This is a genomic window from Aurantiacibacter sp. MUD11 (genome assembly GCF_026967575.1).
Classification (GTDB): domain Bacteria; phylum Pseudomonadota; class Alphaproteobacteria; order Sphingomonadales; family Sphingomonadaceae; genus Alteraurantiacibacter.
Genome location: NZ_CP114054.1, coordinates 245057 through 266262, shown reverse-complemented (window position 1 = coordinate 266262; position 21206 = coordinate 245057). Strand labels below are relative to the sequence as shown.

The 21206-nt window shown below is 65.5% G+C and carries 19 protein-coding genes; 11 read left to right on the top strand and 8 right to left on the bottom strand.

The window, feature by feature from the left end; all coding sequences use genetic code 11:
* Window positions 1-5: 5 nt before the first annotated feature.
* From pstC to OZN62_RS01290, 6 genes are all read left to right on the top strand, one after another.
* On the top strand, window positions 6-1391 hold the full coding sequence (pstC, locus tag OZN62_RS01315; RefSeq protein ID WP_269100853.1) for a phosphate ABC transporter permease subunit PstC: 1386 nt from the start codon (window positions 6-8) through the stop codon (window positions 1389-1391).
* Complete coding sequence (gene pstA / locus OZN62_RS01310) at window positions 1384-2643, top strand: phosphate ABC transporter permease PstA (protein WP_269100851.1); 1260 nt, start codon at window positions 1384-1386, stop codon at window positions 2641-2643. The genes pstC and pstA overlap by 8 nt, the downstream gene beginning before the upstream one ends.
* 119 nt (window positions 2644-2762) lie before the next feature.
* The gene (pstB, locus tag OZN62_RS01305) at window positions 2763-3509 is read left to right on the top strand and encodes a phosphate ABC transporter ATP-binding protein PstB (protein ID WP_269102200.1); all 747 of its coding nucleotides are present in this window, start codon (window positions 2763-2765) and stop codon (window positions 3507-3509) included.
* The gene (phoU, locus tag OZN62_RS01300) at window positions 3509-4177 is read left to right on the top strand and encodes a phosphate signaling complex protein PhoU (RefSeq protein WP_269100850.1); all 669 of its coding nucleotides are present in this window, start codon (window positions 3509-3511) and stop codon (window positions 4175-4177) included. Before pstB ends, phoU begins: the two co-directional genes overlap by 1 nt.
* Window positions 4178-4291: 114 nt before the next feature.
* A complete protein-coding gene (gene phoB / locus OZN62_RS01295) occupies window positions 4292-4981 on the top strand; it encodes a phosphate regulon transcriptional regulator PhoB (RefSeq protein WP_269100849.1) in 690 nt (229 codons plus the stop codon).
* 213 nt (window positions 4982-5194) lie between these two features.
* Window positions 5195-5434, top strand: a complete 240-nt coding sequence (locus OZN62_RS01290) for a hypothetical protein (protein ID WP_269100848.1) — start codon at window positions 5195-5197, stop codon at window positions 5432-5434.
* A gap of 67 nt (window positions 5435-5501) precedes the next feature.
* Here the strand turns inward: OZN62_RS01290 and OZN62_RS01285 are convergent, their stop codons facing one another.
* The 4 genes from OZN62_RS01285 to OZN62_RS01270 are packed head-to-tail and all read right to left on the bottom strand — an operon-like array spanning window position 5502 to window position 12448.
* Window positions 5502-6200, bottom strand: coding sequence for an extensin-like domain-containing protein (locus tag OZN62_RS01285; RefSeq protein ID WP_269100847.1), 699 nt, complete (start codon window positions 6198-6200; stop codon window positions 5502-5504).
* 29 nt (window positions 6201-6229) lie between these two features.
* A complete protein-coding gene (locus tag OZN62_RS01280; protein WP_269100846.1) occupies window positions 6230-9751 on the bottom strand; it encodes an error-prone DNA polymerase in 3522 nt (1173 codons plus the stop codon).
* A gap of 1 nt (window position 9752) precedes the next feature.
* The gene (locus OZN62_RS01275; RefSeq protein ID WP_269100845.1) at window positions 9753-11186 is read right to left on the bottom strand and encodes a UdgX family uracil-DNA binding protein; all 1434 of its coding nucleotides are present in this window, start codon (window positions 11184-11186) and stop codon (window positions 9753-9755) included.
* A complete protein-coding gene (locus OZN62_RS01270) occupies window positions 11183-12448 on the bottom strand; it encodes a putative DNA modification/repair radical SAM protein (protein ID WP_442864383.1) in 1266 nt (421 codons plus the stop codon). Before OZN62_RS01270 ends, OZN62_RS01275 begins: the two co-directional genes overlap by 4 nt.
* A 169-nt stretch (window positions 12449-12617) precedes the next feature.
* Between OZN62_RS01270 and OZN62_RS01265 the strand changes: the two genes are divergently transcribed.
* Window positions 12618-13016, top strand: coding sequence for a PilZ domain-containing protein (locus tag OZN62_RS01265; protein WP_269100843.1), 399 nt, complete (start codon window positions 12618-12620; stop codon window positions 13014-13016).
* 54 nt (window positions 13017-13070) lie between these two features.
* Window positions 13071-13877, top strand: coding sequence for a TerC family protein (locus OZN62_RS01260; protein ID WP_269100842.1), 807 nt, complete (start codon window positions 13071-13073; stop codon window positions 13875-13877).
* A 9-nt stretch (window positions 13878-13886) separates the two neighbouring features.
* On the opposite strand, the gene OZN62_RS01255 is transcribed toward OZN62_RS01260, so the two are convergent.
* Together OZN62_RS01255 and OZN62_RS01250 are read right to left on the bottom strand one after the other, a co-directional pair.
* Window positions 13887-15488 (bottom strand): DUF6504 family protein, encoded by a 1602-nt coding sequence (locus OZN62_RS01255; RefSeq protein ID WP_269100841.1) that lies wholly within the window; start codon window positions 15486-15488, stop codon window positions 13887-13889.
* Window positions 15388-16125, bottom strand: coding sequence for a hypothetical protein (locus OZN62_RS01250; RefSeq protein ID WP_269100840.1), 738 nt, complete (start codon window positions 16123-16125; stop codon window positions 15388-15390). Before OZN62_RS01250 ends, OZN62_RS01255 begins: the two co-directional genes overlap by 101 nt.
* 106 nt (window positions 16126-16231) lie before the next feature.
* Here OZN62_RS01250 and OZN62_RS01245 point away from each other — a divergent pair, with 106 nt between their 5' ends.
* Window positions 16232-16702 carry a pyridoxamine 5'-phosphate oxidase family protein gene (locus tag OZN62_RS01245; RefSeq protein WP_269100839.1) on the top strand — a complete coding sequence of 157 codons (471 nt, stop codon included), beginning with the start codon at window positions 16232-16234 and terminating at the stop codon, window positions 16700-16702.
* Window positions 16703-16775: 73 nt separating this feature from the next.
* Here the strand turns inward: OZN62_RS01245 and OZN62_RS01240 are convergent, their stop codons facing one another.
* The gene (locus tag OZN62_RS01240; RefSeq protein ID WP_330848752.1) at window positions 16776-18194 is read right to left on the bottom strand and encodes a sodium-dependent transporter; all 1419 of its coding nucleotides are present in this window, start codon (window positions 18192-18194) and stop codon (window positions 16776-16778) included.
* Between the two features lie 86 nt (window positions 18195-18280).
* Between OZN62_RS01240 and panB the strand changes: the two genes are divergently transcribed.
* A complete protein-coding gene (panB, locus tag OZN62_RS01235) occupies window positions 18281-19150 on the top strand; it encodes a 3-methyl-2-oxobutanoate hydroxymethyltransferase (protein ID WP_269100838.1) in 870 nt (289 codons plus the stop codon).
* Window positions 19151-19158: 8 nt separating this feature from the next.
* Entirely contained in the window at window positions 19159-20226 is a 1068-nt protein-coding gene (locus tag OZN62_RS01230) for a DUF475 domain-containing protein (RefSeq protein WP_269100837.1), read from the top strand.
* Here OZN62_RS01230 and OZN62_RS01225 read toward each other — a convergent pair.
* Entirely contained in the window at window positions 20204-21172 is a 969-nt protein-coding gene (locus tag OZN62_RS01225; protein WP_269100836.1) for a bile acid:sodium symporter, read from the bottom strand. The genes OZN62_RS01230 and OZN62_RS01225 overlap by 23 nt on opposite strands.
* Between the last annotated feature and the right edge of the window lie 34 nt (window positions 21173-21206).

The following is a 21206-nucleotide window of genomic DNA, read 5'->3' as shown; positions in this document are numbered from 1 at the left end:
CCGCCATGTCCGCCAGTACCTTGCTCCTTGTAGTCCTTGGACTAGGGCTGGCCGGCTGGCTGGTCGCTCGGTCGCGCGCCGCCATGTTCCGGCGCGCGGCCAGCGACAACCGCATTGCCTCCCTGCCAAATTACCACGGCTGGTACGCTGCCCTGTGGATCGCCGGCCCGGCAATGCTGTTCGCCCTGATCTGGGGCCCGATTTCCGATGCGCTGGTGATGCAGACCGTCCTCGCGCATCCTGCCGCAGCAGACCTGCCGCCCTTCGGCCTGCAGCGCGAGAACATCATCCAGGAAGCCGAAGCCGTCGCCCGTGGCACGGCACAGGCCGTTTTCATTCCCGATGCCGCCGGACTGGTCGAACCGTTCGAGCAGGCAATCACCAGATACACCATCATCGGCGTCGTGGTGACGCTGCTGATCGCGGGTGTCGGTGCCGCCTTCGCGTTCCTGCGGCTGAAGCCCGATTTCCGCGCCCGCAACCGGGTGGAAAAGGTAGTGCTCGGCACGCTGCTGCTGGCATCGCTGGTCGCCATCCTCACCACGCTGGGCATCGTCGCCAGCCTCGTGTTCGAGACGATTCGCTTCTTCGGCATGATCTCGCCGCTCGACTTCCTGTTCGGCACGAACTGGTCGCCCAACCCGATGAGCAGTGCCGAGAACCCGGATCCGACTCGCTACGGCGCGATTCCGCTGTTCTGGGGCACGCTGTTCATCGGTGCGATCATCGCCATGATCGTTGCCATCCCGCTGGGGATGATGAGCGCGATCTACCTGAACCAGTATGCCGCGCCCAAGGTGCGCACCTGGCTGAAGCCCGCGCTGGAGATCCTCGCCGGTGTGCCGACGGTGGTCTACGGCTATTTCGCCGCGCTCACCATTGCCCCGGCCATTCGCGACATCGCCATGTCGGTGGGAATCTCCAACCCGTCGAGCGAAAGCGCGCTGGCCGCGGGCCTCGTCATGGGCGTGATGATCATTCCCTTCGTCTCCTCCATGGCCGACGATTCGATCGGCGCCGTGCCGCAGGCAATGAAGGACGGCTCGCTCGCCATGGGCGCGACGCAGAACGAGACGATCAAGAAGGTGCTGGTGCCCGCCGCCCTGCCCGGCATCGTCGCCGGCATCATGCTCGCCATCAGCCGCGCCATCGGTGAAACCATGATCGTGGTGATGGCCGCCAGCTTTGCCGCCAACCTGTCCGCCAACCCGCTGGAAGCGATGACCACGGTGACCGTGCAGATCGTTGCCCTGCTGACCGGCGAAGGCAGTTTCGACCATCCCGCCACGCTGGCTGCTTTCGCCCTCGGCTTCGTGCTGTTCCTGGTGACGCTGGCGCTCAACGTGATCGCGCTGCGCGTGGTGAAGAGGTTCCGCGAAGCCTATGAGTGAGAACGCCCAGACCTTGCGCCCCACGCGCACGCCCGAGTTCGAGGCGCGGCTGAAGAAGCGCTACGCCGCAGAGCGACGGTTCAAGGCCGTCGGCCTGTCCGCCATCCTGTTCTCGGTTGCCGTGCTCGTGTTCCTGCTGGTCAACATGACCATCAACGGCATCGGCGGCTTCCAGCGCGCCGAGCTGCGCGTGCCCGTCGATTTCACCCAGGCCGCGCTGACGGTGAACCCGTCGCTGGAGGAAGAGCGCGCCATCGTGCAGTCGCTGCAGAGTCAGGGGCTTGGCGAAGTGATCGAACTCGCCGCCGTAGAGGCGCTAGGCGAAGAAGGCGCGGCGCAGGTCAATCGCGAGGCCTGGCGCCTTGTCGCGCAGGATATCGCCGCCGATCCGTCCATGCTGCGCCAGCAAGTGGAGCTCTGGCTCCCGACCTCGGAAAGCCTTGCCAGCGCCTATGCGGGTGATGGCAACGTAGACCTGCAGCCGCTGGCCCGGCAACTCGCCGACCAGGGCCTGCTGGAGGATCGCTTCGACACCGGCTTCCTCGAGCGAGCCGACGCAACCGATCCGCAGCTGGTGGGCATCTGGGGCGCGCTCAAGGGCTCCATGCTGACCATGCTGGTCACGCTGCTGCTGGCCTTCCCGATCGGGGTGCTGGCGGCGCTCTACCTTGAGGAATATGCGCCGAAGAACCGCTGGACGGACCTGATCGAGGTGTCGATCAACAACCTCGCCGCGGTGCCGTCGATCATCTTCGGCCTGCTCGGCCTCGCGGTCTTCCTGACGATCTTCCCCGGTTATCGCTCCGCCCCGCTGATCGGCGGGATGACGCTGGCGCTGATGACCATGCCGGTGATCGTCATTTCCGGCCGCAACGCGATCAAGGCCGTGCCGCCTTCGATCCGTGACGGTGCGCTCGCCATTGGCGCTTCGCCGGTGCAGGTGGTGTTCCACCACGTGCTGCCGCTGGCCCTGCCGGGCATCCTCACCGGCACAATTATCGGCATGGCACGCGCGCTGGGCGAAACCGCGCCGCTGCTGCTGATCGGCATGCGCGCCTTCGTCGCCACGCCGCCCGAGGGTTTTACCGACAATGCCACGGTGCTGCCGATGCAGATCTTCCTGTGGTCCGACGAAATCGATCGCGGATTCGTCGAGCGCACCAGCGCGGCGATTATCGTGCTATTGATATTCCTACTGCTGATGAATGGCCTCGCCATTTACCTGCGTAACCGCTTCGAGAAGAGATGGTGATGGCCGAGACCACCCAGCAAGATGCCGAAATGACCAATGAAACCGGAGGCGGCTCTGCGCTCGCCAACCCGGCGCAGAAGTCGCTGGAACACGAGAACGTCGAAGTTGGCGAGCCGAAGATGCGCGCCACGGGCGTGGACGTCTATTATGGCGAGAAGAAAGCCATCGATAACGTCTCGATCGACATCCACACGGAATTCGTGACCGCCTTCATCGGCCCGTCGGGCTGCGGCAAGTCCACCTTCCTGCGCGCGCTCAACCGGATGAACGACACCATCCCCACCGCCCGCGTTACCGGCTGCATCGAGCTGGACGGCGAGGACATCTACGCCAGCGGGATGGACGTGGTGCAGCTGCGCGCCCGCGTCGGCATGGTGTTCCAGAAACCCAATCCGTTTCCCAAGTCGATTTACGAAAACATCGCCTACGGCCCCAAGATCCACGGCCTGGCCGAGGACAAGGCCGATCTCGACGCGATCGTCGAAAGCAGCCTGCGCCGCGCCGGCCTGTGGGAAGAGGTCAAGGATCGCCTGGAGGACTCCGGCACCGCGTTGTCGGGCGGCCAGCAGCAGCGCCTGTGCATCGCCCGCGCCATCGCCGTCGATCCGGAAGTGATCCTGATGGACGAGCCGTGCTCCGCGCTCGATCCCATCGCCACCGCGAAGATCGAGGAACTGATCGACGAATTGCGCGGCCGCTATGGCATCGTGATCGTGACGCACTCGATGCAGCAGGCGGCCCGCGTGTCGCAGCGCACCGCCTTTTTCCACCTTGGAACGATGGTGGAATACGGACATACTTCGGACATTTTCACCAATCCGCGTGAAAAGCGCACGCAGGATTACATCACCGGAAGGTACGGCTAATGGCCGAACATACAGTCAAGGCATTCGACGAAGACATCACTCGCCTGCGCGGCCTGATCGCCGAGATGGGTGGCCTGGCGGAAGTCTCCATCCAGCAAGCGCTCGACGCGCTGGTGCGCGGCGACGCGGACCTGGCCGCCGAAGTGGTGGAACGTGACGCCAAGCTCGACGCGCTGGAAACCGAGGTGGACGCCATGGCCGTTCGCGTGCTCGCCCTGCGCGCGCCGATGGCGGACGACCTGCGCGAAATCGTCGCGGCGCTGAAGATCGGCGGCGTGGTGGAGCGTATCGGCGACTATGCCAAGAACATCGCCAAGCGCGTGGGCCGCATCGAAGGCCGCAGCCGGTTCGAGCCGCTCACCCTGCTGCCGGCGATGGGCGAAATGGCCGCCGAGATGGTGCACGACGTGCTGACCGCCTATGCTGCGCGCGACCCCGTGCTGGCGCGCGAAGTGATCGAGCGGGACGACAAGGTCGACGCCTTTTACGACAGCATTTTCCGCAACCTTGTCAGCCACATGGTGGAAAATCCTTCGACGATTTCGAGTGCCGCACAGCTGCTGTTCGTGGCCCGCAACCTCGAACGTATCGGCGATCATGCCACCAATGTAGCGGAGATGGTGCACTACGCGGCGACCGGTTCCTATCCGAACGACATCGAGCGCTAATCGAAACCGCCCGCCTGCCTCGTCGGCAGTGCAACAATTCTGACACAGAAGTGACATAATGGCCTAGTGCAGGCGCGAGAGCCTGTGTGTTGCAACAAGCGGGGCCAATTGCCGATGTCGACGCCAAAACTGCTGCTGGTGGAAGACGATACCGCCCTGGCGGAACTGCTGGAATATCGCTTCGAGAGCGAAGGCTATGACGTTCGCGCCACCTCCGACGGGGACGAGGCGATCATGCTCGCAGCCGAAGATCCGCCCGACCTCGTCATTCTCGACTGGATGATCGAAGGGACCAGCGGGATCGAAGTCTGCCGCCGCCTGCGCCGCGACAAGGCGACGGCGCACGTACCGATCATCATGCTGACTGCACGCGAAGCGGAAGACGACCGAGTCCGTGGGCTTGAGACGGGTGCCGACGATTACGTCACCAAGCCCTTCTCCCCGCGCGAATTGCTGGCGCGCGTGTCAGCCGTGCTCCGCCGCGTGCGCCCCGCCCTTGCCGGTGAGACCATCGAGGTTGGCGACATCAAGCTCGATCCGGTCGCCCACCGGGTGGAGCGGCGCGGCCGCCCCCTGCAGATCGGACCAACCGAATACCGCCTGATCAAGTTCTTCATGGAGCACCCGCGCCGGGTGTTTTCGCGCAGCCAGCTGCTCGATGCTGTCTGGGGAACGGGAAGCGAGATCGAGGAGCGCACGGTCGACGTGCACATTCGCCGTCTGCGCAAGGCCATCGCGGTGGATAACGCCCGCGATCCGATCCGCACGGTTCGCTCCGCCGGTTACGCCCTCGAACCGGTCTAAAACGGCGCAATATGCTGCGGTGCGGAAAATTACGGGCTCGCCCTTAGCCAAAAGCTATGTTGCTTAAAGTTATGGATTTTCGTTGTTCAAATGCAACGGTTCGTCGCAAAGCAGGCTCGATCGGGAACAAACAATCACATTGAACCTTCACTTTATGACGCACCTGCGTTAAGCAAAACGCAACTGAACACGCCCCGAACTTGTGAGGGAAGCATGATGAAGAAGATTATCGCCAGCACCCTGGCAGCCGGATTGATCGCCGGTACCACCATGACTGCTGCCGCGCAGACCAATGGTCTCCGTGACGCGGCTCCTGTCGCTCAGGCTGAAGAAGCTGGTGGCGAAGGTGACGCAGGCACCATTCTCCTCATCCTTCTCGCCGCAGCTGCTGTTGCAGGCGTGATCATCGCGATCGAGGATGGTCAGGACGAGCCGGCTCCGACCAGCCCGTAGTCGGGTTGCCCATACGAATTCGAAGGCCCCCGCTTCGGCGGGGGTTTTTGTTTGTGCAGGCGTTTTTTCACCGGCAGGCGCCAAAGCCCGGACGTCGCCCCTGGTCGAAGTGGAAATGATCGGCGTGGGCAGCATTGTAGTCGGGTGACAACACCGTTCCGAAGCTGCGGCACGCCGCGTCGCGGACCTTCTCGAGGAAGCGTCCCTCCGCATCGTCCCCGTCCCAGTCGCGCAGCAGCCTGATTCGCCTGCCGTCCTGCAGGACAAACCCCGCGATATCGATGGCATTGCCAGTGGCATGCTCGCTCCAGCGTCCCGTCTCCCCGCCATACATCCGGCGGCAGCTGAATGTGCCGAGCTGTTCGACCCGTGCCACACGGCTGCCCAGCAGTTCTTCGGCCAGCGGCTGCACATCCTGCTCCAGCCACATTTCCATCCCCGCAGCGACCGAACAGGTCATCTCCGGAAAGCGCGGTGCAAAGGGCATGGTGCCGAGCGTGAGCCGGTCCTGCCGTTGACATTCACCCTCGCCGGTCGCCGGCAGGGCCGTGAAGGCAACGTCGCTGCGAGCGAGCACCGCCTGACAAGCCGCCGGATCGCCGCGAAGGGCGTCGAGCTTGGTCGAGGTTGCCCAGCCACGCGGATCGTTCAGGTCCAACGGCGCCCACGGGTTGTGTTGCGGGTTCTCCACCATGAAGACGCGTCCCGCGAGCAGCATGGCAAGCACCAGCAGCGCGAGCGTCAGCTTGCGGTCGTCCTGCGGCACCTTTGGCCTTTTCCATTCCAGCCGGGGCATCAATGGAAGTCTCGCGACTTGGGGATGATGCGCACGTTGCGGGGATGTCCGCGCGTATTGGGCAACTGGTCGATCAGGTCGCGCGGGCGGATGACGGTATCCTGCCCCACATCCTCCCGCAGGTTGTCGCGGGGATTGATCTTGCCCGGCGGCAGCGGGCTGTTGACGTGATCGGCGCGCGCCACGGGTGCATTGAGCAGATCGTCCGACAGGCGGTGCAGTTCCAGCGTCGCATCGGTCATGTGGTGGGCGATGACGTGTATCACCTCGTCGTCATACTCCACCCTGCCTCGCACCTCCATTAACCGCGATCCCATCACCACGGTGCGCTGCTTCTCCTTCAGGTCCGGCCAGACGACGAGGTTGATGACCCCGGTCTCGTCCTCCAGCGTGATGAAGCACACCCCCTTGGCGCTGCCGGGACGCTGGCGGATCAGCACCACGCCCGCCACCTGCACCATGGAGCGGAACTTGCGGTTGCGCAGGTCGCAGGCGCGCACGAAGCCGCGCTCGGCAAGGCTGGCCCGCAGGAAGGCCATCGGATGCGCCTTCAGGCTCAGCCGCGTGGTCTGGTAATCCGCCACCACTTCCTCGGAGAGCGGCATTTTCGGCAGCACGGCCCTGCCCTGCTCGGCGCCCTCGTCACGCTCATCGGCATGGGTGAACAGCGGCAGGTCCGCCGCGCCCACCAAGCTGCGCGCATCCCACAAGGCCTGCCGCCGCGAGAGACCCAGCGAGCCGAAGGCATCGGCGCTGGCGAGCCGCTCCACATGCGCGACGGGTATCCGCGCCCGCTCGCGCAGTTCGGCGACGTCGGCGAAGGGACCGTCCTCCGCGCGCGCCGTCACCAGTGCAGCGGCGACATGTTCGGGCATGCCATCGACCTGTCGCAGGCCCAGCCGCAGGCCGACATGCCGATCCTGCCGCCCGCCACGGCCGCGCCCGTCCGCCTTGCCGATTACCTCCAGCGTGCAGTCCCAGTCGGAATGGTTCACGTCCACCGGCAGCACCTCCACCCCGTGCTCGCGGGCATCGCGCACGATCTGCGCCGGGGCGTAGAAGCCCATCGGTTGCGAGTTGAGCAGCGCGCAGGCGAAGGCGGCGGGAAAATGGCACTTCAGCCAGCTGCTGACGTAGACGAGGTGGGCAAAGCTGGCGGCGTGGCTTTCGGGAAAGCCGTATTCGCCAAAGCCCTTGATCTGGTTGAAGCAGCGCACCGCGAAATCGGGATCGTAGCCGCGCGCCACCATGCGCCCGACCATCAGCTCCTCCAGCTCGTGCACCATGCCCTTGCTGCGGAAGGTGGCCATGGCCTTGCGCAGGCGATTGGCCTCCGCGCCTGTAAACTTGGCAGCATCGAGCGCGATCTTCATCGCCTGCTCCTGGAAGATCGGCACACCCAGCGTGCGCTCGAGGATGCTGGAAAGCTCATCCGGCGGACCGTGCTCCGGTGCAGGCGCGGGCAGCACCACCTGCTCCGCCCCGCGCCGCCGTTTCAGGTAGGGATGAACCATGTCGCCCTGGATCGGACCGGGGCGCACGATGGCGACCTGGATCACCAGGTCATAGAACTCTCGCGGGCGCAGGCGCGGCAGCATGTTCATCTGCGCGCGGCTTTCCACCTGGAACACGCCCAACGAATCGCCCTTGCGCAGCATCTCGTAAGTCTCGGGGTCCTCGCGCGGGACAGTGGCCAGTGTCAGCGGGCGGTCGTGATGCTCCTCCAGCAGGTCCAGGCACTTCTTGATGCAGGTGAGCATGCCCAGCGCCAGCACGTCGACTTTCAGGATGCCCAGCGTCTCGATATCGTCCTTGTCCCACTCGATGAAACTGCGATCGGGCATGGCGCCGTTGCCGATCGGCACGGTCTGCGTCAGCGGACCGTCCGTCAGGATGAACCCGCCGACATGCTGCGATAAATGGCGCGGCATTCCAATCATCTGCTCGGTCAGCTTGAGAACCCGCCTGAGGTGTGGATCGTTGATATCCATGCCCGTTTCGGCGACGTGGTCTTCGCCGATTTCCTTGCCCCACCCGCCCCACACGGTGCGCGCCAGCGCAGAGGTGACATCTTCCGACAGGCCCATCGCCTTGCCCACTTCGCGGATCGCCATGCGCGGACGATAGTGGATGACGGTGGCGGTCAGCCCCGCGCGGTGGCGGCCGTATTTGCGATAGATGTGCTGGATCACCTCCTCGCGCCGTTCGTGCTCGAAATCGACGTCGATATCGGGCGGCTCCTTGCGTTCCTCGGAGATGAAGCGATCGAACAGCAGCTGGTGCCTGGCCGGGTCGACGCTGGTGATCTCCAGGCAATAGCAGACCGCCGAATTGGCCGCGCTGCCACGCCCCTGACACAGGATCGGCGGCTCCACCGAACGGGCGAAATCGACGATGTCCTTGATGGTGAGGAAATAGCGCGCCAGTTCCAGCTTGCCGATCAGCGCCAGTTCGCGCTGCAAGGTGCTACGCACCGAATCCGGCACGCCCGATGGATACCGCCGTGCCGCGCCCTTCCAGGTCTCGCTTTCGAGATAGGCCTGCGGACTCATCCCGTCGGGGTAGATTTCCTCCGGATATTCGTAGCGCAATTCATCGAGGCTGAACTTGCAGGCATCGGCCACCTCGCGCGCGGCCGTGATGGCGTGCGGCCAGCGCTCGAACAGCCGCTGCATCGCTTCGGGGCTTTTCAGGTGCCGCTCGGCATTGGCGTGCAGCAGGTGTCCGGCGCGCGCGACGGTGGTCTTGTGGCGGATCGCCGTCATCACGTCCTGCAAGGGGCGCCGGTCGGGCGCATGGTAGTGCACGTCGTTGGTGGCCAGCAGCTTCAGGCCGTTGGCACGGGCCAGCGCGTCGAGACGGTCGATGCGCGCAATATCGTCCCCGGCATAGAGGTAGCTCGCGGCAAGATGCTGGAGCGTAGGCAGGCCGGCGGCAAGATGCGGCAGGATATCGGAGAGCGTGCCGGTGACATCGCCCTCGCGCACCGAGCCATCCAGCGCGACGACATTGCTAGCCCAGCCGGGCACGGTGAAGGTTTTTCCGAGATCGCGCGGCGGCAGCAGGATCAGCTGCACGCCCTCGCTGTGCCCAGCCAGCATGGGCAGCGAGATTTCGCACACGCCCTTCTCCTGCCACTCGCCATCCAGCGTGTTCATCCGCCCGGCGGAGATCAGCGCGGTCAGACGGCCATAGGCGGCGCGGTCCTTCGGATAGGCGAGGAAGGCCAGCCCCTCGACCGTCTCGATCCGGCAGCCGATGACGGGCCGCAGCTTGAGCGTCTTTGCCTCGGTGTGCACGCGCACCACGCCCGCCATGGAGTTGGCATCGGCAATGCCCACGGCATCGTAGCCCAGCGCGCGGGCGGTGAGCACGAGGTCCACCGCGTCGGACGCGCCGCGCAGGAAACTGAAGCAGGAGACCAGGCCCAGTTCGACGAAGGCCGCGCGCTGCGGCGGCGCAATCTCGTCAGGGTCGAGCTGGATGGTGCGCTTGTCAGGAGTGAGCGGAGCGTCGGGCACGTCACCCCTCCAGCTCGGCCAGCCGCTCCTTCACCGCCGCCAGGTCAGCCGTGAACAGGCGCTGCTGTTCTGCGCGCGCTTCGCCGTCGAGGCGCAGCAGGTAGGAGGGGTGCACCGTCACCCATAGCTCGCTGCCATCGTCGAGCGGGATCGGCGCGCTGCGCGCTTTCGATATGCTTACCGTCCTGCCCAGCAAGGCGCGCGCGGCCGAGGCACCCAGCGCCAGCACCACCTTCGGTTTGACGATGGCGCGCTCGGCCTCGTGCCACCAGCGGCATACGTCGATTTCCTTGGCGGTGGGCGACTGGTGCAGCCGCCGCTTGCCGCGCGTCACGTATTTGAAGTGCTTCACCGCATTGGTGACATAGGCGGAGGAACGCTCGATCCCCGCCATGGCCAGCCCTTCGTCCAGCACCTGTCCGGCAGGGCCAACGAAGGGACGTCCGACAAGGTCTTCCTGCTCGCCTGGCTGCTCACCCACGATCATCAGCGCGGCATCTTCCGGCCCCTCGCCCATCACCGCCCGGTTATCCAGGTCGCCGATCGGGCACTTGCGACAGGCGTGGATGGCCTTGTCGAGGGCGGCCAGCGTATCGGGCCGTTCCTCGAACTCCAGCGCCCCTGCATCCACCATCGCCGCCTCCCGCTTCTGCGCGCCCGCCACCAGCTCCGGGATGAGCGCGGCCTCGGGCATGTTCTTCCAGTACTTGCGCGGCATCTCCTTCAACATCGCGCCGATCTTCAAACGCGCGGGGTTGAAGATGGATGCATAATACTTGCGCCACAGGTCCTCCGCCGGGTCACCGCCGGGCGCGTCGCTCTTCTGCGCAGGCGGACCTTCGCACAGCGTCTCGCCATCCCAGTGCAGGCTGCCCTGCGGCGTGAGGATGGACCAGCGCATGTTGGCGAAGCGGCGCACGAAGAAGCCCGCCTCGCGCCGCAGGATGTGATGCTCCGGCTCGAACCAGGCGACGTAATGTTCATGCCCTTCCGCATCCTCCACCATGCGGAAGCGGACGAAGGCGTGCATCTTGTGCGCGTCGCGGCGCACGGCCTTGTCCATGTCCTCCAGCCGGCGGACCTGCGGATCGGCCTTGTCCTCCAGCAGCCGCGAGTTCGATTGCAGCCGCCACAGCACGTCATAGAGCAGCGCGAAGCGTTCCGGATCGGAATGCAGCGCGACATTCTTCGCCAGCGTGACGAAGCGCTTGCTGGCGCGCACCGGCCTCGCAGGATCTTCGGGCACCGGCAGGCGGCGGTCGCCATGGCTGAACAGCGAGCCATTGCCGCCCGGCTCCACCCAGGCGACGCAATCTGGCGGCACGTCGCACTGCACCAGCAGGCGTGCCCGCTCGCGCCAGAAGGCGAAATCGTCCGCCTCCGGCAGCTGCACGACGTAATAGGTGCCAAGCCGCTTTTCGCTGAGCGCGCTCATGCCGCGAACAGCTCCAGCTGCACCTGCCTGGGGGCGAGCATCGTGCGCAGGTCCGCCCGGTCGGTCAGCAGCGTGGGCCGCCAGTCGGCGGTGACGATGAAGGGGCGCACCTTGGTGATGGAGACGGTCAACTTGGCCACGTCGTCCAGCCGCAGCCTGCGGTGGCGGCGGCTCGCCAGGATCTTCCCGACCGCGCGCGTACCCAGCCCCGGCACACGCAGCAATTGCTCTTTCGCGGCGCGGTTGACGTCGACCGGGAAGCTGTTGCGGAACTTCAGCGCCCAGGCCAGCTTGGGATCGATGTCGAGCGGCAGGTTGCCGTCCGCCTCGGTCGCCTGCTGCACCTCTTGCGGCGCGAAACCATAGAACCGCATCAGCCAGTCCGACTGGTAGAGCCGGTGCTCGCGCATCAGCGGCGGACGCTTCAGCGGCAGCACGGCGCTGGCATCGGGAATGGGCGAGAAGGCGCTGTAATAGACGCGGCGGAGCTTGAAGCTGTCGTAGAGGCGACTGGCCTTGCCCACGATATCGGCATCGGTCGCAGCATCAGCCCCGACGATCATCTGCGTCGACTGGCCACCCGGCGCGAACCGCGGCGCGTGGCGGAAGCGCTTGCGCTCGTCCTTCGCTTGCCGGATCGCCATCTTCATGCCGTCCATCGCCCCTTCGATCTGGCGCGAATCCTTGTCCGGCGCGAGGCGCGTCAGCCCGGCATCGGTAGGCAGTTCGACATTGATGGACACACGGTCGGCATAGAGGCCTGCCTGGTACACCAGCTCCGGATCCGCCTCCGGAATGGTCTTCAGGTGGATGTAGCCGCGAAAGTCGTGCTCCTCGCGCAGGATCCGCGCGGCTTCCACCAGTTGCTCCATCGTGTGGTTGGAGCTCTTGATGATGCCGGAAGAGAGGAACAGCCCCTCAATGTAATTGCGCTTGTAGAAGGTAAGCGTGAGGTCTGCGACTTCGCGCGGAGTGAACCTGGCGCGGCGGACGTTGCTGCTCTTGCGATTGACGCAATAGTGGCAATCGAAGATGCAATGGTTGGTCAGCAGGATTTTCAGCAGCGAAATGCAACGGCCATCCGGGGCATAGGCGTGGCAGATGCCCATGCCCTCTGTCGAACCCACCCCCTTCCCCCCTTTGGAGTTGCGTTTGGCCGTTCCCGACGAGGCGCAGGAAGCGTCGTATTTTGCTGCATCGGCAAGGATTTCCAGCTTCTGGATGGTATCGAGGGAGGACATGTGTTCCTTATATGTTCTCATGCCGGATTCGCCAAGCGAAAGCGGGGCCGACGTCACCATCCATCCGAAAATCGCGCCTTGCAGCGGCATCCACCAGGGGCGGTAAAATCCATGTTCACCATTCTCCTTGGAACAGGCTTAACCAACCGAGGCGCAGGCGGGACTGGATAACAACAAGGGGTCAGTCACCATGAAGCTGTTCACACGCGCCAAGCCGGATCCGTTCCCCGAACGCCGGACCGGTCCGCGAACGCGTGTCGACTGCCTCGCCACCATGCTGATGCCCAGCGGCGACCGACCCGGCCGCCTGTTCGATATCTCCACCACCGGCGCCCGCTTCACTACCGAGTGCCCGCCCGCCAAGGGTGTCAGCGCCATCCTCGACTGGTCCATGTACGAGGCCTACTGCATGGTGGTGTGGAGCAAACCGGGCATGTGCGGCGTGGAGTTCGACAAGCCGATCCCGCAAAAGGTGATTGACGACCTGGTGGAAGCCGCCCCTGCCGGCCCGCGCCTGGTGCACTCGGCCGACGACAATGCGGGCGAAGGCCCCCAGCCCAGCGCCCCGCCCCGGCGCTTCGTCTGCTAGCGTCCCACAAAGACCGCTCTTGAGCGATTCTCCTTGCTGCGGCATCACCCGCGCATGGATATCATTGCCCTGCTTTCGGATCCGGCCACCTGGCTGGCCCTGCTCACCCTTATCGCGCTGGAGGTGGTGCTGGGGGTCGACAACCTCATCTTCATTGCCATCCTGTCGAACAAGCTGCCGGAACACCAACAGCAGCGCGCGCGGCGCATCGGGCTGGCTCTGGCACTGGTCATGCGGATCGGCATGCTGCTGCTGATTGGCTGGCTGGTAACCTTGCAGACGCCACTGTTCGACCTGGGGATCGAGGGCACGCCGGGACCCTATGGCGAACCGACCTTCGAAACGGCCTTTTCGGGACGCGACCTGATCCTCTTGGCCGGTGGGCTTTTCCTGTTGTGGAAGGCCACCAAGGAAATCCACCACTCGATGGAGCCGGAGGATGATTCCGGCCATCTGCTGGACAAGACACCGGGGGCCGCCAGCGTGGCAAAAGCCAGCTTCGGTGCGGTTATCGCCCAGATTGTGGCGGTCGACCTCGTCTTCTCCGTCGACTCCATCCTCACCGCCGTGGGCATGACCGATATCATTCCCATCATGGTCACCGCCGTCGTCATTACCGTCGGCATCATGCTGGTGGCAGCAGACCCGTTGGCACGCTTTATTGAGAAGAACCCGACGCTGGTGATGCTCGCGCTCGCCTTCCTGGTAATGATCGGGCTGGTACTGATTGCGGACGGTTTCGGATTCCACGTGCCCAAGGGTTACATCTACGCAGCCATGGGCTTCTCGGTGATGGTGGAACTGCTCAACATGATGCAGCGCAACCGCCGCGAGAAGCTGCGGGCAACCAAGGCTGGGTAAGGGTAAGGCTCAGGCAAACAGTCCCTGCAGGTACCAGTCGGGCATGCCGCCGCGGCCATCGTCGGGCAGGCCGTTGCGGTAGATCCAGTAACGCCGCCCCTGCTCGTCCTCGATGCGGTAATAGTCGCGCAGGCGGGTGCTGCCGCGTTCGCGCCACCATTCGGGGGCAATGCGTTCGGGACCTTCGACGCGCGCCACCTCGCACACCTGCCCGCGCCAGCTGAAGCGGCGCGGATAGCCTTCGGGCGCGGCGTAGAGCACCGCTATGCGCTCTGCCCGATCGAGCAGCTTCAACGGTCGGGTGTGAAAGGCGAGTTCTCCCTGTGAGGCAGGCTGCGGCTCCAGCGGCGGCTGCCAGCGCTGCGCGCGTTCGGGGATGTGGCTGGCATGGGGAACGGGGCGCTGCACCGCTTCCCGGCCCAACCGTGTGGTGAGCCGGTCGATACAGGCGGCAAGGCTGGTGCCGTGCTGCTCCGCCGCCGCGTCGAGATCGGCCTGTGCCAGCCCCAGTGGCTCTGCCCAACTGGCGCGTAGGCGCAGCATCTCGATCCCGAAGCCGGCATCGATATCGTCGAGCCGGTCCGCGAACAGGCGGCAGATATGCGCCGGGTCGCGGGTGGCGGCGGCCAGTTCCAGCTCGCGCAGCAGCACTTCGCCATCGACCCGCCACAGGCCCAGTTGCAGCCGGCGCGCCCCCTCCCCCCGCGCTTCCAGTGCGCGGGCCATGTCCTCGGCCAGGTCCTCCACCACCTTGTCCAGCAGCGGGCGGTGGCGGATCGGCTCGAGCAGGCGGCGCTGCACCAGCGGGGCGGTGACGGGGACGACCGGCAGCAACGGCTCGGGCACGCGGCCCAGCAACTGGTCCATGCGGACGAGCGGGTTGGCCGACGGCGACTTGCGGTTGCGGAACCGGCGCTGCAGCTTGTCGCGACCAGCGGTGCCGCCCTCGATCCCGACAAGGTCGCCGAGCCGTTTCAACCCCAGTCGCCGCAGCACCAGCAGCACGTCGTTGTCGAGCCGCAGCGCGGCCACCGGCAGCTGCGCCAGGCGGGCGGCGACATCGTCGTCCGGCGCGAGGATGGTGCCACTGGGGGCATGGTGCGCCAGCGCCCAGGCGGCCCCGGCGGTGGGCGCGATGGCGGCGCGGGTGGCAAGGCCGCGGGCATCGCAGCGCGCCGCGACATCGGCCAGCAACCGTGCCTCCCCGCCGAACAGGTGAGCGACGGCGGTGACGTCCACCAGCAGGCCGTCAGACGGGTCGAGCGCGCTCCACGGCCCCCAGCGCTGCGCCCACACGGCCAGCCGTTCGAGGAAGGCAAGGTCGCCCGCCGGATCGCTGGGACGCACCTCCAGCGCGGGGCACAGCGTGCGGGCATCGGCCAGCATCACCCCGCGCGCCACGCCCTGCGCCTGCGCGGCAGCATTGGGCGCGGCGATGCGGGGGCCGTGCGCGGTCTCGGTAATCAGCGCCAGCGGCGCGGCGTCCGCGCCCTTGCCGCGCTGGTAGCCTTCAGAGTGCCGCCAGCGATCGAGCGCCAGGTCCGCGCACCAGATCGCCATGATCCGGCGCGGGAGTGGCGACACGCTGGGCGGTGAGGCGTTCTGGCTCATCGCGCAGGATCCATTCTCCGGGCAGGTGGGCACGGGCGCGGAACAGTTCGGCACGCCAGGCCGGGCGGCCGGGCGCGGCGGTGTTCCAGCGCGGCGGGGAGGACGGCGCGCTCGCCAGCCGCCAGCGCATCCGGGCGGAGCTGAGGTCCGCCGTCGCATCGAGGCGCACCAGCAACAGCGGTACGCCATGCTTCTCGGCCGTCAGGCTGAGGCGGCGTGAGGCGGTGAAATCGAGCGCGCGGGGATTGCCCGCCAGCTCTCCCACCACCACCGCCATGTCGCGGCAGCGCAGCCCCTCCTCCAGCGCGAACAGTGCATCCTCCGGCGACTTGGCGGCAACGTGGACAAGGCGGTGACGCAAGGCTTCGGGCAAGCCGGCGCGATAGGGGCGTCCGGCCAGCTTGATGGCGCGGGCATCCTGCACCCACAGCACGCTGCGCTGGTCGAGCGCGGTTTCGCCGCAATTCCGGCGCAGGTCGTCGAAAGCCAGGGCAAGCGCCGCCCCTACCCCGCTCGCCTCTCCGGCGGGGGCAAAGATTTCGCTGTGCAGCGGCAGTGGCAGGCCCGGCTGCCAGCGGGGCCCGCGGGCAGCACGTCCGGCCAGCTCCACCGCCTTTGGCAGGGCACTGGTATCCATCGCCGAATCGACTCCTATGTTCTTCTTATGTTCCAGTATGGACCTTAGGGCAATATCGGAACTTCACCCGGGCCCAACCCGTTGAACGGGCAAAGGAGAATGTGACATGAGCACCCCCGACGAACTGAAAACCGGGTTCTGGAAGGCCCTCGACGACAGCCCCTTCCTGTTCCTGCAACTCGACAGCGCACCCGAAAATGCCGTGCCGATGACCGCACAGCTGGACAAGGACGCCGACAGCGCGATCTGGTTCTTCACCACGAAGGATCACTGCCTGGCCAATGGCGGTCCCGCCACCGCGACATTCGCCGGCAAGGGGCACGAGATGTTCGCCCGCTTTTCCGGCACCCTGCGCGAGGAAACCAGCCGCGAACGGCTCGACAAGCAGTGGAGCAAGGTGGTGGAGGCGTGGTTCCCCGGCGGCAAGGACGATCCCAACCTGCTGATGCTGCGCATGGACCTGGGCCAGGCCGAAATCTGGAACAGCGACCTCGGCTTCATCGACAACGCGAAGATGCTGATGGGCTTCGACATGCGCGAAGATGCCAAGGAAGAACGCGCCGAAATGGCGCTGTAAGCACCGGCATTCCGGCAACAGAAAAGGGCCGCCGCTCGTACCGAGCGGCGGCCCTCTTGCTATCCTGCAGAAACTACTCGGTCAGGCTGGGGAAGATGCCCACGATCAGGATCGCGGTCAGCGCGATCGGGCACAGCCAGCAGACCAGGAAGCGCCAGAACAGGTGCAGCGCACCGCCCAGCCCGTTCTCGCTGTCGATCAGCCGCTTGTTGGCGATCCAGCCGACAAAGATCGAGGTCAGCAGCGCACCGATGGGCATGGTCAGCTTGCCGGTGAAGGTGTCGAGCGTGTCGAGCACGCCCATGCCTTCGAACAGCGGCAGGAAGCCCAGCGGGTGGAAGCCCGACATCACGCCGGTCGAGAGCGCCGAGAGCACGCCGAGGATCGTGGCGCCGAAGGCAACCATGATGACCGAGACGACACGCGTGAAACGGAAGCGGTCGATCACCCAGGCCGTCGGCACCTCCAGCAGGGCAACCGAGCTGGTCAGCGCGGCAAAGCCCACCATGATGAAGAAGGCGAAGCCGATCAGCGAGCCGCCGGGAATTTCCTGGAAGGCGTGCGGCAGGGTCTGGAACATCAGACCGAGGCCGCCATTGGGCGCCAGGCCGGCAGCAAACACGATGGGGAAGATGCACAGGCCGGCCAGCAGCGCGACCGAGGTATCCGCCGTGGCAATGATGCCCGAAGTCACGCCAAGATTGACGTTGCGACCGACATAGGCGCCGTAGGTCACCATGCCCGCGACACCCAGCGACAGCGAGAAGAACGCCTGCCCCACGGCTGCCAGCATGACCGGGCCGGTCAGCTTCTCCGGCTCGAAAGTGAAGAGGTATTCCACGGTTTGCGACATCGCGCCGCCGAACATGCCATAGATGGTGATGCCCACCAGCAGGGCGAAGAAGGCCGGCATCAGGTAGACGGCGACCTTTTCGATACCGCCGGAAACGCCGCGCGCCACGAACAGCATGGTAATGCCGAGGAACACGGCCGTGAGGATCGAGGTCACCAGGCCATTGGAAATCATCGCGGGGAAGATCCCCTCGACCTCTTCCACGCTCACCCCGGCGAACGCGCCGCCGGAAATGCCGGTGTTGAAGATGTCGAAGAAGAAGGTGCCGATGTAATAGAGCACCCAGCCCCCCAGCACGCAGTAGAAGCTGAGAATGAGGAAGGCCGACAGCACGCCGAGGCTGGCCACGCCCTCCCACGCGGTAGAGGCGCCGGACTGTTCCGCCATGCGGCGATAGCTTTCAGGCGCCGCGGCCTGGCCATGCCGACCGATCAGCGTTTCGGACAGCAGGACCGGCAAGCCGATCAGGATCACGCACCCGATGTAGAACAGCACGAAAGCGCCGCCGCCGTTGGCACCGGCTTCCGCCGGAAAGCGGACGAGATTGCCGAGACCAACTGCCGAACCGATCGCTGCGAGTATGAATGCAGTTCGCGAAGACCACCCGTCCCGCGCAGACCCCGACTGGGTTAAAGCCATTATTTCTGTCCTCTTGATCCCGAAGTGGCCTCGTCATGCAATGAAATTGCCCTCGCGTCGAGGGGTCTGTCTGCTAAAGGGGGCCCATGTCCACGACCTTCCAACTCGACACCTCCACCAGCCGCGCGAATCCGACGCCGCAACCGATGCGGCGGCTGACGGTCCCCAAGATCCGCGATCGCAAGATCGATGGCGTAACCGCCGAACCCATCGTCATGCTGACCGCCTACACGGCACGGCAGGCGCAATTGCTCGATCCGCACTGCGACCTGCTGCTGGTCGGGGATTCGCTCGGCCAGGTGATCTACGGCCTGCCCTCCACCATCCCGGTGACGATGGACATGATGGCCAGCCATGCCGCCGCCGTCGTGCGCGGCAGCTACCATTCGGTGGTGGTCGTCGACATGCCCTTCGGTGCGTATGAGGCCTCTCCGCAGGCGGCATTCGAAGCGGCCGCCACGCTGCTGAAGGCCAGCGGCGCCGCCGCGGTGAAGCTGGAAGGTGGAGAGGTCATGGCCGAGACGGTGGAATTCCTCGTCAAGCGCGGCATCCCCGTGATGGGCCATGTCGGCCTCACCCCGCAGGCGGTCAACGTGCTGGGCGGCTATGCCGCGCGCGGCCGCAGCGATGCCGAAGCCGACAAGATCGTCACCGATGCCAAGGCGCTGGAACAAGCCGGCGCCTTCGCCATTGTGGTGGAAGGCGTGGTCGAGCCGATTGCCATCGCGGTCACCGAGGCCGTCGCCTGCCCGACCATCGGTATCGGCGCGTCTGCCAAGTGCGATGGGCAGGTGCTGGTGACCGAAGACATGCTCGGCATGTTCGAACGCGTCCCACGCTTCGTGAAACGTTACGAGGACATCGCCACCACCATCTCGGAGACAGCCGCCAAGTATGCCGCCGAGGTGCGCGAGCGCAGCTTCCCCGGACCTGACCAGCTCTACCAACCGAAGTAATTCCCGACATGCAGACCATTCGCCAGTTCTACGGCTTCTCACTCATCTTCACGCTTATCTGCCTCGGCCTGGGAGGCTGGTATGGCTGGTCCAGCACCGGGACCGTTTCCGGCACGGCATCGATGCTGTGGATCATCATCGTGCTGTCGGTGCTCGAAATCTCGCTCAGCTTCGACAACGCGGTAGTGAACGCCTCCGTGCTGAAGGACATGGACAAGATCTGGCAGCGCCGCTTCCTCACCTGGGGCATCGCCTTTGCCGTGTTCGGCATGCGCATCGTCTTCCCGCTCGCCATCGTGGCGATTGCAGCGGGTCTTGGCCCGGTGGAGACAATCGACCTGTCGCTCAATGATCCGCAGGAATACGAACGCATCGTCAGCTCTGCCCACGTCGGCATTGCCGGGTTCGGCGGCGCCTTCCTGGCGATGGTCGGCCTGAAATTCTTCTTCGACCTCGACAAGGACGTGCACTGGATCTTCAAGATCGAGGAATGGCTGTCGAAATTCGCCGCCCTTCCCGCTGCCGAAATCGCTATCCTGCTGCTGGTGCTGTGGGGCATTTCCGGTCTGCTGCCGCCGGAAGAGGCGCTGACCTTCCTGATCGCGGGCATCCTTGGCCTCATCACCTTCATCGCGGTGGAAGGGATCAACACGATCCTCGAACTGCATGAAGAAAAGAAGCGCCTGCAGGGTGCTGTCGTGAAGAGCGGCCTAGGCGGGTTCCTCTACCTCAACGTGCTCGATGCCAGCTTCAGCTTCGACGGCGTGATCGGTGCCTTCGCCCTTTCGAACAACATGATCGTGATCGCGCTGGGCCTGTCGATCGGCGCCATGTTCGTGCGTTCGATGACCATTCACCTGGTCGAGAAGGGCACCCTGGCGCAGTACCGGTTCCTGGAGAACGGCGCGTTCTGGGCGATCATCGTGCTGGGCGGCATCATGCTCGCCTCTGCCAAGTTCCACATTCCCGAGACGATCACCGGCCTTATCGGCGCTGCATTGATCGGCCTGTCGCTGTGGTGGTCTGTCCGCCACAACCGGGAGAACCCGGAACCTACCCGGATGCCCCACGGCTGAGCCGCGCCGCCACCGGCGCGGAGATGACCAGCTGCAACAGGTGGTAGATCAGCACGGGCAGCAGCACGAGACCGGCCGTCGCGGGCGGGAACAGCACGCTGGCTAGCGGTGCACCCATGGCGATGCTCTTCTGCGCCCCGGCGAAGAGGAACGATACCCGATCTGCGGGGTCGAGCCGCAGCAGTGCTGCTAGCCACCATGCTCCGAAGAAGCCGAATGCCAGCATGAAGCCGACAAGGCTCATCAGCACACCCCACTCCGGCAGCGAGATGAGGCTCCACAGGCCCTGCTGCACCGCGCCGGAGAAAGCGACATAGACAGCAATCGCAATGGCGATCCGGTCCATCCAGGAAACCAGCTTGCGGTTGTCTGCCACCAGGCCGCCCAGCCAGCCCTGCAGGACTTGTCCGATCACGAAGGGCAACAGCAGGATCAAGGCGATACGCTGCAGGCCGCCAAGGTCGATGCCCGGCATGCCGCTGCTCGCCAGGATACCGATCAGCGGCGCGGTGATGAATACGCCGAGGATGTTGAGCACCGCCGCCGCCACCACCGACGCCGCAACATTGCCGCCGGCGATCGAGCTATAAGCCGTCGCCGACTGCACCGTGGAGGGCAGCACGCCGAGGAAGACAAACCCCAGCGCCACGCTGGCTGGTAGTTGCAGCGAGGCCATGCCCGCTGCCGCCAGTCCTGCGAAAGCCATCAGGCCGAAGACCCAGACGACCAGCGGTAACAGGAAGCGCAGGTTGCGCATGCCTTCTGCCACCTGTCGGCGCGGCAGGCGCAGGCCGTTGAGCAGGAACAGCAGGAAGATCGCTCCATCCGACACGATGCGTGCAATCGCCCGACCCTCGCCCGTCACCGGCAGCACGCTGGCCAGCAGGATCGCCAGCAGCAGCAGGCGAACCAGCGGATCGAACAGGATGGCGAGGCGAGCGATCATTGCGCGGCGATGTGCCTGCGCACCGCGCGGCTGT